The organism is Hydrogenophaga sp. L99 (assembly GCF_058731905.1).
The window spans coordinates 4072409-4087662 of sequence record NZ_CM178972.1; the positions used below are offsets into that span (position 1 = coordinate 4072409).

The 15254-nt window shown below is 65.8% G+C and carries 17 protein-coding genes; 10 read left to right on the forward strand and 7 right to left on the reverse strand.

Annotation, left to right across the window (positions count from 1 at the left end; all coding sequences use genetic code 11):
* The first annotated feature begins 91 nt into the window (after positions 1 to 91).
* The 3 genes from AC4QBL_RS19475 (at position 92) to AC4QBL_RS19485 (ending at position 3369) form a co-directional block, all read left to right on the forward strand.
* Entirely contained in the window at positions 92 to 880 is a 789-nt protein-coding gene (locus AC4QBL_RS19475; RefSeq protein WP_472907214.1) for an ABC transporter ATP-binding protein, read from the forward strand.
* Positions 877 to 1695: an ABC transporter ATP-binding protein gene (locus tag AC4QBL_RS19480; RefSeq protein ID WP_472907215.1), complete on the forward strand. Its 819-nt coding sequence runs from the start codon at positions 877 to 879 to the stop codon at positions 1693 to 1695. The genes AC4QBL_RS19475 and AC4QBL_RS19480 overlap by 4 nt, the downstream gene beginning before the upstream one ends.
* A gap of 219 nt (positions 1696 to 1914) precedes the next feature.
* The gene (locus tag AC4QBL_RS19485; protein ID WP_472900562.1) at positions 1915 to 3369 is read left to right on the forward strand and encodes an aldehyde dehydrogenase; all 1455 of its coding nucleotides are present in this window, start codon (positions 1915 to 1917) and stop codon (positions 3367 to 3369) included.
* 28 nt (positions 3370 to 3397) lie between these two features.
* On the opposite strand, the gene AC4QBL_RS19490 is transcribed toward AC4QBL_RS19485, so the two are convergent.
* A complete protein-coding gene (locus AC4QBL_RS19490) occupies positions 3398 to 3778 on the reverse strand; it encodes a rhodanese-like domain-containing protein (RefSeq protein WP_472900561.1) in 381 nt (126 codons plus the stop codon).
* Between the two features lie 70 nt (positions 3779 to 3848).
* Entirely contained in the window at positions 3849 to 4787 is a 939-nt protein-coding gene (locus AC4QBL_RS19495; protein ID WP_472900560.1) for an MBL fold metallo-hydrolase, read from the reverse strand.
* Between the two features lie 136 nt (positions 4788 to 4923).
* On the opposite strand from AC4QBL_RS19495, the gene AC4QBL_RS19500 reads away from it, so the two are divergent.
* The 6 genes from AC4QBL_RS19500 to AC4QBL_RS19525 all read left to right on the forward strand — a co-directional run bounded on the left by AC4QBL_RS19500 (position 4924) and on the right by AC4QBL_RS19525 (position 11224).
* Positions 4924 to 6204 (forward strand): glutamate-5-semialdehyde dehydrogenase, encoded by a 1281-nt coding sequence (locus tag AC4QBL_RS19500; protein ID WP_472900559.1) that lies wholly within the window; start codon positions 4924 to 4926, stop codon positions 6202 to 6204.
* A 221-nt stretch (positions 6205 to 6425) separates the two neighbouring features.
* The gene (gene gshA, locus AC4QBL_RS19505; RefSeq protein ID WP_472900558.1) at positions 6426 to 7718 is read left to right on the forward strand and encodes a glutamate--cysteine ligase; all 1293 of its coding nucleotides are present in this window, start codon (positions 6426 to 6428) and stop codon (positions 7716 to 7718) included.
* 152 nt (positions 7719 to 7870) lie between these two features.
* The gene (locus AC4QBL_RS19510) at positions 7871 to 9055 is read left to right on the forward strand and encodes a benzoate/H(+) symporter BenE family transporter (protein WP_472900557.1); all 1185 of its coding nucleotides are present in this window, start codon (positions 7871 to 7873) and stop codon (positions 9053 to 9055) included.
* Between the two features lie 7 nt (positions 9056 to 9062).
* Entirely contained in the window at positions 9063 to 10016 is a 954-nt protein-coding gene (gene gshB, locus AC4QBL_RS19515) for a glutathione synthase (protein WP_472900556.1), read from the forward strand.
* Positions 10013 to 10390: a VF530 family protein gene (locus tag AC4QBL_RS19520; RefSeq protein WP_472900555.1), complete on the forward strand. Its 378-nt coding sequence runs from the start codon at positions 10013 to 10015 to the stop codon at positions 10388 to 10390. The genes gshB and AC4QBL_RS19520 overlap by 4 nt, the downstream gene beginning before the upstream one ends.
* Positions 10391 to 10657: 267 nt before the next feature.
* Positions 10658 to 11224 (forward strand): hypothetical protein, encoded by a 567-nt coding sequence (locus AC4QBL_RS19525; protein WP_472900554.1) that lies wholly within the window; start codon positions 10658 to 10660, stop codon positions 11222 to 11224.
* 35 nt (positions 11225 to 11259) lie between these two features.
* On the opposite strand, the gene AC4QBL_RS19530 is transcribed toward AC4QBL_RS19525, so the two are convergent.
* From AC4QBL_RS19530 to AC4QBL_RS19550, 5 genes are all read right to left on the reverse strand, one after another.
* Entirely contained in the window at positions 11260 to 11592 is a 333-nt protein-coding gene (locus AC4QBL_RS19530; RefSeq protein WP_472900553.1) for an SMR family transporter, read from the reverse strand.
* Positions 11589 to 12371, reverse strand: coding sequence for a class II glutamine amidotransferase (locus AC4QBL_RS19535; RefSeq protein WP_472900552.1), 783 nt, complete (start codon positions 12369 to 12371; stop codon positions 11589 to 11591). The genes AC4QBL_RS19530 and AC4QBL_RS19535 overlap by 4 nt, the downstream gene beginning before the upstream one ends.
* Before the next feature lie 4 nt (positions 12372 to 12375).
* On the reverse strand, positions 12376 to 13878 hold the full coding sequence (locus AC4QBL_RS19540; protein ID WP_472907216.1) for a DHA2 family efflux MFS transporter permease subunit: 1503 nt from the start codon (positions 13876 to 13878) through the stop codon (positions 12376 to 12378).
* Between the two features lie 79 nt (positions 13879 to 13957).
* Positions 13958 to 14191: a hypothetical protein gene (locus AC4QBL_RS19545; protein WP_472900550.1), complete on the reverse strand. Its 234-nt coding sequence runs from the start codon at positions 14189 to 14191 to the stop codon at positions 13958 to 13960.
* Positions 14188 to 14418, reverse strand: a complete 231-nt coding sequence (locus AC4QBL_RS19550; protein WP_472900549.1) for a cysteine-rich CWC family protein — start codon at positions 14416 to 14418, stop codon at positions 14188 to 14190. Before AC4QBL_RS19550 ends, AC4QBL_RS19545 begins: the two co-directional genes overlap by 4 nt.
* A 92-nt stretch (positions 14419 to 14510) precedes the next feature.
* Here AC4QBL_RS19550 and AC4QBL_RS19555 point away from each other — a divergent pair, with 92 nt between their 5' ends.
* On the forward strand, positions 14511 to 15239 hold the full coding sequence (locus AC4QBL_RS19555) for a c-type cytochrome (RefSeq protein WP_472900548.1): 729 nt from the start codon (positions 14511 to 14513) through the stop codon (positions 15237 to 15239).
* The last annotated feature ends 15 nt before the right edge of the window (positions 15240 to 15254 follow it).

Sequence of the window (15254 nt, forward strand, 5' to 3'; positions counted from 1 at the left end):
CGAAGCCCCTCCACGCACACATCGCAAGAGCCCTTCGACAGGCTCAGGGCGAACGGGGGTTTGTGGTGAATGGCGCTGGAAGAGGTCGGTCATGACTCCACAACCCCTGCTCGACGCCCGCGACATCACCGTGCGCTTCGGTGGCCTCACCGCGGTGGACGCGGTCAGCGCGCGCTTCATGCCGGGCGAACTCGTCGGCATCATCGGCCCCAACGGTGCGGGCAAGACCACCTTTTTCAACGCCATCTCGGGCGTGACCCAGGCCACCAGCGGCGCGCTCCTGATGCAGGGGCGCGAGCTCAGCGGCCAGGGCCCGCACCGCTTCGCGGCCAACGGCCTGGCGCGCACTTTCCAGACGCCGCGCACCTTCCCCGACATGCTGGTGCGCGACAACATCGCCTTCGGTCTCAAGTTCGCCGGACGGCGGCCGCGCAAGTACATCTGGTGGGGCGAAGAGACCACGGTGCCCTGGGTGCTGCGCACGCCAGAGAGCATTCTGGGCCTCATCGGTCTGAGCGCACAGGCCGACGTACCCGCTGCCGCCATCACGCCCTCGCAGCAGCGCCTGCTGGAAATTGGTATGGCGCTGGCCACGCGCCCGCGCATGCTGCTGCTGGACGAAGTGGCCGCTGGCCTCACCGAAAACGAGGTGGAGGAAATGGCGCAGCTGATACGGCGCCTGCGCGACGAGCTCGACCTCACCGTGGTCTGGATCGAGCACGCCGTGACCACGCTGCTGCGCCATGTGGAGCGCGTGATCGTGCTGCACCAGGGCAAAAAGATTGCCGACGGCACACCGGCCGAGGTGGTGCGCAACGCCGAGGTGATCGAGGCCTACCTGGGCGACGAAATGAACGAGACAGAGGAGACCACCGCATGATGTGGTACCGCCCATCCCCATTCGAACTCGGTGGCGGCGCACGTGCGCGCCTCAAGGTGGACGGCCTTTCGGCCGGCTACGGCGCCTTCCTGGTATTGCGCGACCTGAAGCTCGACATCCAGCCCGGCCTGACCGTGGTGCTCGGCCCCAACGGCGCCGGCAAGACCACGCTGCTCAAGGCGCTCAACGGTTTGATTCCGCGCGGCGGCTCGGTGCTGCTGGACGGCACCGAGATGCCCGAAAAGACGCACGAGATCGTGCAGGCTGGCGTGGCCCTGGTGCCCGAAGGCCGCCAGCTGTTTCCGCAACTCACCGTGTCCGAAAACCTGGAGCTCGGTGGCTGGCTGGTGCCCAAGGCGCTACGCGGCGAGCGCCTGGCGCAGGCCTTTGTGGACTTTCCCAAGCTCAAGGAACGCGCCACGCAACTGGCCGGCACCATGAGCGGCGGCGAGCAGCAGATGGTGGCCGTGGCGCGCGCCATGATGTGTGCGCCGCGCCTGCTCATGCTCGACGAACCCTCGCTCGGCCTGGCGCCCAAGATGGTGGACGAGCTGCTCACCATCGTGCGCCGCATTGCGGACGCGGGCACCACCGTGCTGATGGTCGAGCAGAACGTGAAGAAGGCGCTGGCCGTGGCCGACCGGGGCTACGTGATGGAACGCGGCACGCTGGTGGCCAGCGGCCCGGCCAAGCTGCTCGCGCGTTCCACCGTGATCCGTGAGGCGTATCTGGGCGCCGACAAAGACCCCGCCACCGGCACCACCAGCGCGGCCGATGCCGTGCAGCGAAAGAAGGCCATCGCGACAACCAACTAGCGTCTATTTGTGCTGAGCCAACACCCCGTTCGCCCTGAGCCTGTCGAAGGGCTCATACACAAGGTGGCGTGAAGGCTTCGACAGGCTCAGCCCGAACGGTGTTGTTTCGCTCATCCTGAGCTTGTCGAAGGGCAGGCTCAGTCCGAACGGGACATTGCCAAGCTCAGTGGAGTTTTTTTCAGTCCTACCGGTTTCATTTCTGATTTAAAGGAGAACCCCATGTCCGACATGTCCATGCTCATCAACGGCCTGAAGGTCACCGCCGAAAAAGGCGCCACCTTTGAGCGCCGCAACCCGCTTGACGGCAGCGTGGCCACGCGTGCGCCCGCCGCGTCACCGGCCGACGCCGTGATGGCGGTGGAAGCCGCCGCCGAAGCCTTCAAAACCTGGAGCGAAACCGGCCCGAGCGCGCGCCGCGCGCTGCTGCTGAAAGCGGCCGATGCGCTCGAAGCCAAGACGCCTGCCTTCATCGAAGCCGTGTCGGCCGAGACCGGTGCCACCGGCATGTGGGGCGGCTTCAACGTGATGCTGGCCGCCGGCATGATCCGCGAAGCCGCCGCGCTCACCACCCAGGTGTCGGGCGAGGTGATCCCGTCGGACGTGCCCGGATCGCTCGCCATGGGCATCCGCCAGCCGGCTGGCGTGGTGCTCGGCATTGCGCCGTGGAACGCGCCCATCATCCTGGCCGTGCGCGCCATCTGCGTGCCGCTGGCGTGCGGCAACACCGTTATTTTGAAAGGCAGCGAGAACTGCCCGCGCACGCACCAGCTGATCATTGAAGCGTTTCAGGACGCGGGCTTTCCGCCCGGCGTGGTGAACTACATCACCAACGCGCCAGCCGACGCCGGTGCCGTGGTGGAAGCCATGGTGGCGCACCCGGCGGTGCGCCGCGTGAACTTCACCGGTTCCACCAAGGTCGGCAAGATCATCGCGGCCACCTGCGCCAAATACCTCAAGCCCGTGGTGCTGGAGCTGGGCGGCAAGGCGCCGCTGGTGGTGCTGGACGACGCCAACCTGGACGACGCCGTCAATGGCGCGGCCTTTGGTGCGTTTGCCAACAGCGGCCAGATCTGCATGAGCACCGAACGCATCATCGTGGACAACAAGATCGCCGACGCCTTCGTCAAGAAGTTCAGCGACAAGGCCAAAAACTTGCCGCTGGGCGACCCGCGCAAACCCGAGCCGGTGGTGCTGGGCTCGGTGATTGGCATGGGCACGGTCAACCACTGCAACGAACTGATTGACGACGCCCTGGCCAAAGGCGCCAAGCTCGCCTGCGGCGGCAAGTCTGACACCACGCTCATGCCCGCCACCGTGCTCGACCATGTGACGCCTGCCATGCGCATCTACCACGAAGAGACCTTCGGCCCGGTGAAATGCGTGGTGCGCGTGAACGGCGTGGAAGAAGCGATTGCCTGCGCCAACGACAACGAGTACGGCCTGTCAGCCGCCGTGTTCGGCGGCGACATCGCCCGCGCCTTCAACGTAGCACGCAAGATCGACAGCGGCATCTGCCATGTGAACGGCCCCACCGTGCACGACGAAGCGCAAATGCCGTTCGGCGGTGTGAAGGGCTCGGGCATTGGGCGCTTCGGTGGCAAGGCCGGCATTGCCGAGTTCACCGAACTGCGCTGGATCACCGTGCAGACCACCCCACGGCACTACCCGTTTTGAGTGGGGGCCAGGCCGGCGGTGAGCGCGATCAGCCGAACGACGGCAGCTCGGGCTTCACCACCGGTTTGCCGGCGGCTACCCAGGCGTCAAAACCCCCGGCGATGGACTTCACGTTGAGGTAGCCCATCTCTTGCATGGCGGCGGCGGCCAGGGCGGCCCGGCCGCTGGTCTTGCAGTACAGCACCACCTTCAGGTCGCGCGCGGTGAGCGCCGGGGTACTGCTGAGTTTGAATTCGAGCATGCCGCGCGAGGCGTGCACGGCGCCGGGCAGGTGGCCGTTGGCAAATTCGTCGCCTTCGCGCACATCCAGCAACACATCCGCATCGCGAATGGCCGCTTCGGCCTCGCTCACAGGAATTTCGCTTACACGGGCTTTGGCAGCGGCTACGAGGTCGAGGGCGGTTTTCATGGTCGGTTCCTTGTGTAGTGGGTGGGTGTTGCAGAAGGCATTTTGGCCTCAGGCGGTGGCGTGTCTGGCGTTACTCCCGCTCCAGCTCCAGGTAAGTGCGGCTGGCGTTGCCGGGGTGCAGTTCGGCTGCGTTGAGCAGGCGCATGAAAGGCGCGGCGTCAAACGACCGGATGGCCGCGCCGATGTCGGTGCCGTCTTCCACCGCCTTTTTCATGTGGGTGCGCAGCGCCTGCAGGTAGTTGCGCGTGTCGGACTGGGCGCGCGCCAGTTCGCTCACCTGGCCGTGGCCGGGCACAATGCGCGCCGGCTGCAGCGCTTCCAGCGCGGCGAAGCTGTCCAGCCAGCGCCCGGTGTGGCTGACCGGAATCACACCCAGCATGCGGTCCACATAGACCACATCACCGCTGAACACCACACGCTGCTGCGGCAGCCACACCATCACGTCGCCGGGGGTGTGGGCGCCGCCCCGGTGCTTCACCTCCACGGTCAGGCCGCCCAGGTTCAGGGATTCGTCGTTGCCGCTTAAAAAGCGGGTGGGCAGGCTGGGCACGGTGCCGTCGAGCTTTTCTTTCAGCTCGCCTTTGAGCGCCTGCAGGTGGTCGTTGCCCCGGTTGAGCATGTCGGCGCGCGCGTTGGCGTGCGCCATGACTTCGGCGCCTTGGGCCTGAAAGTAGCCATTGCCCAGCCAGCGGTGGTCTTGCCCGCCGGTGTTGATGACCCATTTGACCGGCTGCGTGGTGACCCGCTTCACCGCTTCATGAATTTGCCGGGCGCCTTGCAAGCTGGCGCCGCTGTCCACCAGCAAGGCGCCGGCGGGCGTCACCACCAAGCCTATGTTGGCGTTGAGCCCCTCATTGGCATAGGTGCGCCCGCCGGTTTCGCCGACGAAGGCATAAACGCCGGGAGACACCGCTTCAAACTTCACCTCCACCGCGTGGGCCAGGCCCGCCAGGGTGGCGAGCCAGCCGCTGCCGATCAGCAGGGCGGTTTTCAGCAGCGGGTGTTTCATCGGGGTCTCCAGTGCGGTGGTGGGTGTCGGGTGCCTGCGGAACACCCGTTTAGGGCGTGTAAATATACACCCCTCAGTATGCAAGTGGTGTGCGGGTGTCGCGCGGCTTTCCCTTGGCGGTGCGAAAATCAGCGGCATGAACGCGACCAACACCACTGAACTCATGAACACCTTGGGCAGCCAAGCCAAAGCCGCCTCGGCCCTGATGGCCAAGGCCAGCGCCGCCACCAAGCTCAAGGCCCTGCGCGGTCTGGCGGCTTTGCTGCGCGCCAACGTGGCGCCGCTGCAGCTTGAAAATGCCAAAGACCTGGAGCGCGCCCGCGCCGCCGGGCTGGCCGAACCCATGGTGGACCGCCTGAAGCTCACGCCCCAGGTGATCGAAACCTGTGCCCAGGGCTGCGAGCAGTTGGCCGCCATGCCCGACATCATTGGCGAAATTTCGGGCTTGAAGCAAATGCCCAGCGGCATCCGCGTGGGCCAGATGCGCGTGCCCATTGGCGTGTTCGGCATGATCTACGAGAGCCGGCCCAACGTGACGATTGAAGCGGCCAGCCTGTCCATCAAAAGCGGCAACGCCGCCATCTTGCGCGGTGGCTCCGAGGCGATTGATTCCAACCGCGCCCTGGCCGCGCTGGTGCAGCAGGCGCTGACGGAAGCCGGCTTGCCGCTGGACGCGGTGCAGCTGGTGCCCACCACCGACCGCGCCGCCGTGGGCCAGCTCATCACCATGCCGCAGTATGTGGACGTGATCATCCCGCGTGGCGGCAAGGGGCTCATTGAGCGCATCAGCGCCGAGGCCAAGGTGCCGGTCATCAAGCACCTGGACGGCAACTGCCACACCTATGTGGACGAGCCTTGCGACATGGCCATGGCGGTGAGGGTGGCCGACAACGCCAAAACCCAGAAATACAGCCCCTGCAACGCCACCGAAAGCCTGCTGGTGGCGCGGGGTGTGGCGGCCGAATTTTTGCCGCAAATTGGCGCCATTTACGCCGCCAAGGGCGTTGAAATGCGCTGTTGCCCCGAGGCCCGGGCCGTGTTGAGCACGGTGGCCGGTGCGCAGCTGAAAGACGCCACCGAACAAGACTGGAGCGAGGAATACCTGGCGCCTGTCATCAGCGTGAAGGTGGTGAGCGGCCTGGACGAAGCCATTGCCCACATCAACCGCTACAGCAGCCACCACACCGAAGCCATCATCACCCGCGACCACATGCACGCCCAGCGTTTCTTGCGCGAGGTCGATTCGTCGAGCGTCATGGTGAATACGAGTACCCGCTTCGCGGACGGTTTCGAGTACGGGCTGGGGGCTGAAATCGGTATTTCCACCGACAAGTTTCACGCCCGCGGGCCAGTGGGTGTGGAGGGGCTGACCTCGCTCAAGTACGTGGTGCTGGGTGAGGGTGAGGTCAGGGGCTGACCCCACGCGGCCCCTTTGGCCTACACCCGCCGTCTGAGCGGGCCTGTGCAGCGGCGGTGCTGCGAAGAGTCGTGCATGCCACCGCAGCGGAGCTGGGAAGCCCGTGCTTTGCGCCGGGCGCGGCCTTGTAGGCTCCACATTCGCCCCCATTTTTGCCTTTCGACGGCAACGGCCGCTCTCTACAATGGGCCCACCGACTCCCATCTTCTGCAAAGGCCCCTATGGTTCCGCATCTCGTCACCGCCCTGACCGGCCCCATCAACGAACTGGAACAGCGCATTCTGGAGTCCACGCCGGTGATCGAGCGCTGGTTTCGTCTGGAGTGGATGGAGCACACGCCGCCGTTTTATTCGTCGGTGGACGTGCGCAACGCGGGCTTCAAGCTTGCGCCGGTGGACACCAACCTGTATCCCGCGGGCTGGAACCACCTCACCCCTGAAATGATGCCGCTGGCGGTGCAAGCCGCCATGGCCGCCATTGAGAAGATTTGCCCCGAGGCCAAAAACCTGCTGTTGGTGCCCGAGAGCACCACCGACATTTTTTACCTGAGCAACCTGCGCCAGTTGCAGCGCATTTTTTACCAGGCCGGGCTGAATGTGCGCCTGGGCTCGCTGTCCAACGACATCAAGGAGCCCACCACCATTGAGCTGCCCGGTGGCGAGTCGGTGACGCTGGAGCCGCTCATTCGCAGCAAGCGCCGCCTGGGCCTGAAGCATTTTGACCCCTGCACCATTTTGCTCAACAACGACCTGAGCGCGGGTGTGCCCGGCATTCTGGAAGACCTGCACGAGCAGTACCTGCTGCCGCCGCTGCACGCCGGCTGGGGTACGCGTCGCAAGAGCCACCATTTCAAGGCCTACGAAGAGGTGTCCAAACGCTTCGGCAAGTTGCTGGGCATGGACCACTGGCTCATCAACCCCTTGTTCAACCAATGCGGTGAAGTCAACTTTGCCGAAGCGCATGGCCTGGAATGCCTGCGCAGCAACACCGACGCGCTGCTGGGCAAGATTCGCCGCAAGTACAAGGAATACGGCATCAACGAGAAGCCGTTTGTGGTGGTCAAGGCCGACAACGGCACGGGTGGCATGGGCATCATGACGCTGCGCGACGCCAAAGACATTGACGCGCTGAGCCCGCAGGCGCGCGAGCGCATGGCCTCGGCCCAGGGCGGCCAGCCGGTGACCGAAGTGATCATTCAGGAGGGCGTGCTGACCAACGAGCGCATCAACGCGGCTGTGGCCGAGCCGGTGGTCTACATGATGGACCGCTACGTGGTGGGCGGTTTTTACCGTGTGCACGCCGAACGCGGTGTGGACGAAAACCTCAACGCGCCCGGCTCGCGTTTTGTGCCCCTGGCGTTTGAGCAAAGCGCGCAACTGCCCCAGCCCGGCGTGAAGCCCGGCGCCAGCGTGCCCAACCGTTTTTACATGTACGGCGTGATCGGCCGCCTGGCCATGCTGGCTGCCAGCTACGAGCTGGAAGCGACCGACCCGGACGCAGAAATCTACGAGTGACCCCCGCGCCCCGCCTGCGGCGCGTCACCCCCTTTCAGGGGGCAACACCTGCGGCCTGGCAAAGCCAGTTCCGCGGTGTTCTTGGGTGAGGCCCTCGCGCCGGTGAGGGCCTAGCGCCAGGCATGGCTTGGTTCCAGCGGCACAATCGCGCGATGCAATTTTTTCGTGACCTGAACCTGTCGGCCGCCACGGCCGGTTTTGTGGCGGTGCTGGTGGGGTTCACCAGTTCGGTGGCCATTGTTTTTCAGGCGGCGCTGGCGTTTGGCGCCACGCCCGAGCTCATCACGTCGTGGATGTGGGCGCTGGGGCTGGGCATGGGTTTGTGTTCGGCCATTCCTTCGCTGGTGCTCAAGCAACCGGTCATGGTGGCCTGGAGCACGCCGGGGGCGGCCGTGCTGGCCACGGCTGGGCTGGCTGGCGGCTTCACCATGCCGCAGGCGGTGGGGGCGTTCATGGCGTGTGCGGCGCTGATCGTGCTGGTGGGGGTGACGGGCTGGTTTGAACGCGTCATGAACCGCATTCCCGTGGCGCTGGCTTCGGCCTTGCTCGCGGGCGTGCTGGCGCGCTTTGGCCTGCAAGCCTTTGCTGCCGCGCAAACGGCGCTGCCGCTGGTGGTGCTGATGCTGCTGGCCTACTTGGTGGGCCGGCGATGGCTGGCGCGCTATGCGGTGCCGCTCACGCTGGCCGTGGCGGTGGCTTATGTGGCGGCTCGGGGGCAGTTCAACGGTGGTTCGGTGTCGTTTGCGCTGGCGCGCCCGGTGTTCACCATGCCCGAATTCACGCTGGCCGCGCTGGTGAGCCTGGCGCTGCCGCTGTTTGTGGTCACCATGGCTTCGCAAAATTTGCCGGGGGTGGCGGCCATTCGCGCAGCGGGTTACACCATGCCCATTTCGCGCATCATCACCCTCACCGGCTTGGCCACGCTGATGCTGGCGCCGTTTGGCGCCTTTGCGCTCAACCTCAGCGCCATCACGGCCGCCATTTGCATGGGCCCCGAAGCCCACACCGACCCCAAAAAGCGCTACACCGCCGCGGTGGCCTGCGGCGCCCTGTATGTGGTGATCGGCCTTTTTGGCGCAGCCGTCACCGGGCTGCTGCTGGCGTTTCCCAAAGAACTGGTGCTGGCCATTGCCGGGCTGGCGTTGCTGGGCAGCATTGGCAGCGGCCTGCACGCAGCGCTGCGCGACGATGCCCACCGCGAAGCCGCCCTCATCACCTTCCTCGTCACGCTCAGCGGCGTGGTCCTTGCCGGCATCGGCTCCGCCTTCTGGGGCGTGGTCGCCGGCGCGCTGGCGCTGTTTGTGCAACAGTACGGGGCTGCCCGCAATGCCTCTTGAACGCAACATGAACATTCTTTTCGTCGCCGATCCCATTGAGTCCTTCAAGATTTACAAGGACACCACTTTTTCCATGATGCGCGAGCTGCAAAAGCGCGGCCACCGCGTGGCCAGCACCGAGCCGCGGTTCATGAGCTGGCGCAGTGGCCAGCCGGTGACTGCGCAGGTGCGCCACCTGCAGCTCACCGGCCATGCCGACGACTGGTTCACCGTGACCAGCGAAACCATGGAGCCGGTGCACGCCTTTGACGCCGTGCTGATGCGCAAAGACCCACCGTTTGACAGCGAGTTTTTCTACACCACGCACTTGCTGGAGCAGGCCGAGCGCGAAGGCGCGCGCGTGTTCAACAGCCCACGTGCGCTGCGCGACCACCCGGAAAAACTGGCGCTCATGGAGTTCGCCGCCTTCGCACCGCCCACCCTGGTGACGCGCAACGCCAACGAGCTGAAAGCCTTCCACGCCGAACACCGCGACATCATTTTGAAACCGCTCGACGGCATGGGTGGCACCGGCATTTTTCGCGTCAGCGCCGACGGCATGAACCTGGGTTCCATCATCGAAACCCTGAACCAGGGCGGTGCCACGAGCGTGATGGCGCAGGCCTATCTGCCCGAGATTGCGCTGGGCGACAAGCGCTTGTTGTTGATCGGTGGCCAGGTGGCGCCGTTTGTGCTGGCGCGCATTCCGCAGGGCAACGAGGTGCGCGGCAACCTCGCGGCCGGCGGCAAGGGCGTGGCGCAGCCGCTGACCGACGCTGACCGCGCCGTGGCCGAGGCCATCGCGCCCACGCTGGCCCAGCGCGGCCTGCTGCTGGTGGGCCTGGACATGATCGGCAACAAGGTCACCGAAATCAACGTGACCAGCCCAACCTGCTTTCAGGAAATCACCGACCAGACCGGTTTTGATGTGCCGGCCATGTTTGTGGACGCGCTCGAAGCTGCCATGAAGGGGCCTGTATGAGCGCAGCGCCGGGCCGCTCCCAAGCCAGCTCGCACCGCAGCCTGCCGAGCGAAGGTACACCCGTGAACGGCGAACCCGTCGCCCCGTCAGCCGAAGAGGCCCCCAAGCCACCCGCGCCCCAGGCGCGCAACCCGCTGCACGGCCTCACGCTCGAAGCCATCGTGACCGCGCTGGCCGACCACTACGGCTGGGAAGAGCTGGGCCAGCGCATTCCGGTGCGCTGTTTCAATGTGGACCCCAGCGTGGGTTCGAGTCTGCGGTTTTTGCGCAAAACACCGTGGGCGCGCGAAAAGGTGGAAGGTTTGTACCTCTTCATGCTGCGCGAAGAGCGCCGCGCCAACAGCGCTCAGTCGCCCCATCGGGGCCACCGCTGATCGGGTCTTGCGGGCCGTTCGTCGCAGGTCGTTTTGTGACCTACGCGCCTGTGCGCGGCGTGATGGGCGCGACGGTTTTGGATGGGTGTTCTCACGGTGTCGCAAGGGCACCACGCCGTGCGCTCGCAGCGCCTTTGTCGGCCGGGGTTTTGTAATTCAAAAGAATTGTTTGTAGCCCGTGTCATGGCATACCCGGGTTGTTGAGTGCGTGCGTGTGCAGTACAACGGGCCGGTTGAGAGAAACCATAACAATCACCGTGACGCAGCATGACCGAAACGCTTGATTTAACTGCCGCGATTTTTTCCAAGACCCCCGCTGGACAGCAGGAAATACAGTCCCGCGCGCTGGGCCTGGCGCCGCTGGTTCGGCGCATTCTGGTGCTGGTTGACGGCAAGCGCAGTGGACGCGATCTGTCGGCCTTTGTCTCGGGCAGCGACGACATTGAGCAGATTCTGGGCGCGCTGCTGTCGCAAGGTTGTGTGGCGGCCGAAGTGCCAAGCAAGGCGGCGGTGCCCGCTGCCAAGGCCGCCGCGCCTGCCGCCAGCGCCGCATCTGAAACGGCTGCGCCCGCCGCAGACGCCCTGTTGGGCTTGCCGGCCGCTGAAACGCGCACCGCCAAAGACAACGACATGGCGCGCAATTTCATGATCAATTCGATCAACTCGATCATTGGTCAGCAGATGCGCGTTTCGCTGATCCACGACATTTTTCATGCCGGTTCAACCGAGGCGCTGCGCACCGTGTACCACGCCTGGGCAGCCAGCATGGCCGGCCACGGCATGGGTTCCAAGCGTCTGCCCGAGTTGCGCGAAAAGCTGTTCAAGGTGCTGTGAGCTGGCGCGGGCGGTGCGCGCACTTGCGGCTTCGGTCAGTGCACCGCTGCTTTTGAAAACACGTTGAGTACCACCACGCCGGCCACGATCAACCCCATGCCGATGAGCCCGGGCAGGTCGATTTTTTGCCCGTACACCACAAACGCCACCAGGGTGATGAGCACGATGCCCAGGCCCGACCAGACGGCGTAGGCAATACCCACGGGCACTGTTTTGAGCACCAGCGACAGGCAGTAAAAGGCGACCGCGTAGCCCAGCACCACCACCACCGAGGGCAGCAGCCGGGTGAAGCCCTCGCTGGCTTTGAGTGCGCTGGTGCCAATGACCTCGGCCACGATGGCTGTGCCCAGCAGCAGCCAGGCGTTCATGGGTGGGGCGCCTCGGTGGGCAGCGGCAGCCCGTCCACAAACACTTTCAGCTCGTTGGGCTCGAAGGCGGTCCAGTGTTCGTTGCGCGTGAGCGGGGTGGTGACGATCACGGCGGCGCGGTCGCCAGGTTTGTTGAGGTCGGCGAAGTTCACCGTCCAGTCCTGGTCCATCAGGGTGGCCTGGGCAAACGGGTGCTGGCGCACCAGGTAGTGCAGTTTGGTGCTGCAGTGCGCCCACAGCGCATCGCCGTTGGAGAGCAAGAAGTTGAAGGTGCCAAAGCGGCGCACCTGCGGCACGAGTTCGCGCAGGGTCAGCGTCAGTTCTTCGGTGCTGGGCAGCGCTGCATGCGACTTGGCCAGCTCTTGCATGAGCCAGCAAAACGCGCGCTCGCTGTCGGTGGTGCCCACGGGTTGAAACTGGCTGTGCAGCCGGGGCTGGTAGTCCTTCAGGTCGCCGTTGTGCGCAAACACCCAGTGCCGGCCCCACAGCTCGCGGGTGAAGGGGTGGGCATTTTCCAGCATCACCTCGCCCACCGTGGCCTTGCGCACGTGGGCAATGATGTTGCGGCTCTTCAGCGGGTAACTGCGGAGGAACTCGGCCATGCGCGATTCGGCGGCGCATTCGTGGTCCACAAACAGGCGCAAGCCGCGGCCTTCAAAAAACGCGATGCCCCAGCCGTCGGCGTGGTGGTCGGTGGCGCCACCGCGCTGGCAAAAGCCGGTGAAGCTGAACGAGGCGTCGGTGGGGGTGGCGCAGTTAAGGCCGAGCAGTTGGCACATGGCGTTATTTTGAACCCTGCGTGGGTGGGGTCGCTTTCAATTTCAGGGCTGCGACCAATGCCACCGCGCACACGGCAGCGAGCATGAAGAAGGTTTCGTCAAACGCAGCCAGGCGCTCGGGGCTGGTGCTGGCGGTGTCCAGCCGGAAGCCGTGGGCGGCCACGCGCCATTCCAGCACGATGCCGCACAGGCTCACCCCGGCCGCGCCGCCGAGCATGCGCAAGAAGTTGATCACGCTGGCGCCCTGGGGAATGTGGGCATGGCCCAGCCCGCGCATGGCCCCGATGTTGAGCGAGGGCAAGATGAAGCCCAGCCCGATGCGCCCCAGCACGGCCCACACCACCAGCAAGGGCACGATCTGGGTGGGTCGACGCACATCGATGGTGAACATCATGGCGAACGACACCGCCAGCAGCACCAGCCCGATGCTCACCAGCACATGCGTGGGCTGCCGGTCGGCCAGGCGGCCCACCGCGGCAATGGTGACGGCCAGCACCACGCCCGCCGGCAGCAAGATGGTGCCTACATATGAGGGAGAAAGGCCCAGCCCCATTTGCATGTAAACCGGCAGCAAATAGGTGGAGCCGAACAGCGCAATGCCGTAGATGAACGCTACGATGCTGCCCATGGCAAAACGCCGGTCGGCAAACAGCGAGAGGTTCATCAGCGGGTCCGTCCCCCGCTCAGGATGGCGCTGGCGTGCCTTCAGCGTGTGCCGCTGCAGCGCCACAAAGCCCACCAGAATCAGGGCCGCGCCGCCCAGCAGCGCGCTGGCGCTGGCGGCGGTACCGGTTTGCAGCTCGACCAGACCGTTGAGCAGGCACAGCGTGCCCGCTGTGGCCAGCAGCAGACCGCGCCAGTCCAGCGCGGCGCCCTGCGGGTTGGCGGCCCCGCCGCCTGGCGCAGAGCCCGGCACAAAGCGCTGCGCCATCCAGAGCGAGGCGATGCAGAACGGCACCACCATGAAGAAGATGGAGCGCCAGCCAAAACCGTCCACCAGCAGGCCACCCAGGCTCGGACCCAGCGCCGGGGCCAGCACCACGCCCATGCCAAAAATGCCGCTGGCCCGGCCCTGTTCGTGCGGTTCAAAGGCGCGCAGGATGATGATGGCGGGAATGGGCTGCACCACGCCCGCCGCCAGGCCTTCGGCCACGCGGGCGGCCAGCACCAGGGCAAAGTCGTTGGCAAAACCACCCGCCACACCGCCCACCAGCAGCAGCCACATGCAGCCCGAATAGGTGCGGCGGTAGCCGTAGCGCGAGAGCAGCCACGGCGTGGTGAGCATGGACACCGTCATGGCCGCCATGAAGCCCGAGGTGACCCACTGCGCCCGCGCCTGGCCAATGGTGAAGTGCTGGCTCATGTCGGGAATCGCCACGTTGATGATGGTGGACGACATGATGGACGCCATGGTGCCGACCATGACCGAGAGCAGCAGCAGCCAGCGGTAGCGCTCGCCGTAGCGGGCCTTCAGGGTGGCGATGGAGTGGTCGGGTGGTTGGGCCATGGTGTTCCGCGGTGCGCGCGGGCACCTGTTGGCCGATCATAGGCAATTCAGCCGGCCGTTTTTGGGCCCGACCTTGTCTTCAGCGGCCGGCGCGGCGCCGCTGCAGGTCGCGCCACAACCGCACCGCCAGCAACACCAGCGGCACGCTGTGCATCAGCAGGTCAAAAATATCGATGGGCTTCACCAGCGTGCCCTGGCTGAGCATGCGCAGTTTTTCCACCAGGTGCGGCTCGGGCACGATGGGTGCCACCGCCAGATACAGCGCAATCACCACCAGCCACACCAGCGGGAAACGGTCGAGCCAGCCCATCATGGTGTCTCCTGGGTGTTGAAAGCGCTCAGGCAGCTGGCGCAAATGCAGGCCTTGCCCTGCGCATTGTCGGGCAGGCGGGCCAGCAGCTCGGCGCTGAAGGTTTGCGACACGCACCAGCATGGGCCTTGCTTCTGGCCGGTGGCGCGTTCGATTTCCATGGCGCAGCGGTTGTCGCCGCCACACAGCGGGCAGCGGGTGGCATCGAGCGGGGGGGCGTTGGTGTTCATCGGCGGTGCTGGGGGTTTCTGGTACCCCTCAGTGTATCGGTCGTGTGTTGCTATGGTATTTTCAAACGGTGCTGACAACCTTACTTATCCGAATGCAACGCCGCGCCCGCGCCGTGTTGCCCTTGCTGGTGGCTGCGTGGTGTGCGGGGGCTTTGCATGCCGCCGAGCCCCCGGCTGCTACCCACACCGTGCCCGACACCATGGCCCAGCGCATGCAGGCCTGCACCCTGTGCCATGGCAAAGAAGGGCGTGCCACCAACAGCGGCTATTTCCCGCGCATTGCGGGCAAACCTGCGGGCTACCTCTACCACCAGCTGTTGCACTTTCGCGAAGGCCGGCGCCAAAACGCCGGCATGACCGCGCTGCTCGACCCGCTGAGCGACGCCTACCTGCGCGACATCGCCGAGCATTTCGCCAGCCTCGATCTCCCGTACCCGCCGCCCCCGGCCAGCACCGCCGCGCCCGCCGAGCTGGCCCGCGGGCAGGCGCTGGTGTTGCACGGCGACGCCCAGCGCAAGCTGCCCGCCTGCGTGGCCTGCCATGGCCAGGCGCTCACTGGGGTGCAGCCGGCCATTCCCGGCTTGCTGGGCTTGCCGCGCGACTACCTTATTGGCCAGCTCGGTGCCTGGCAAACCGGGCTGCGCCATGCCCACGCGCCCGACTGCATGGCGCAAATTGCCAAGGCCATGACCGCCGCCGACGTGAGCGCCGTGTCCAGCTGGCTGGCCGCCCAGGCACTGCCCGCCAACACCCATGCCGCTGCGCCCGCCACCAGCCCCCTGCCGCTGCGCTGTGGCTCAGCCCCTGAGACCGCGCAATGACCACCCCCAAGCCCG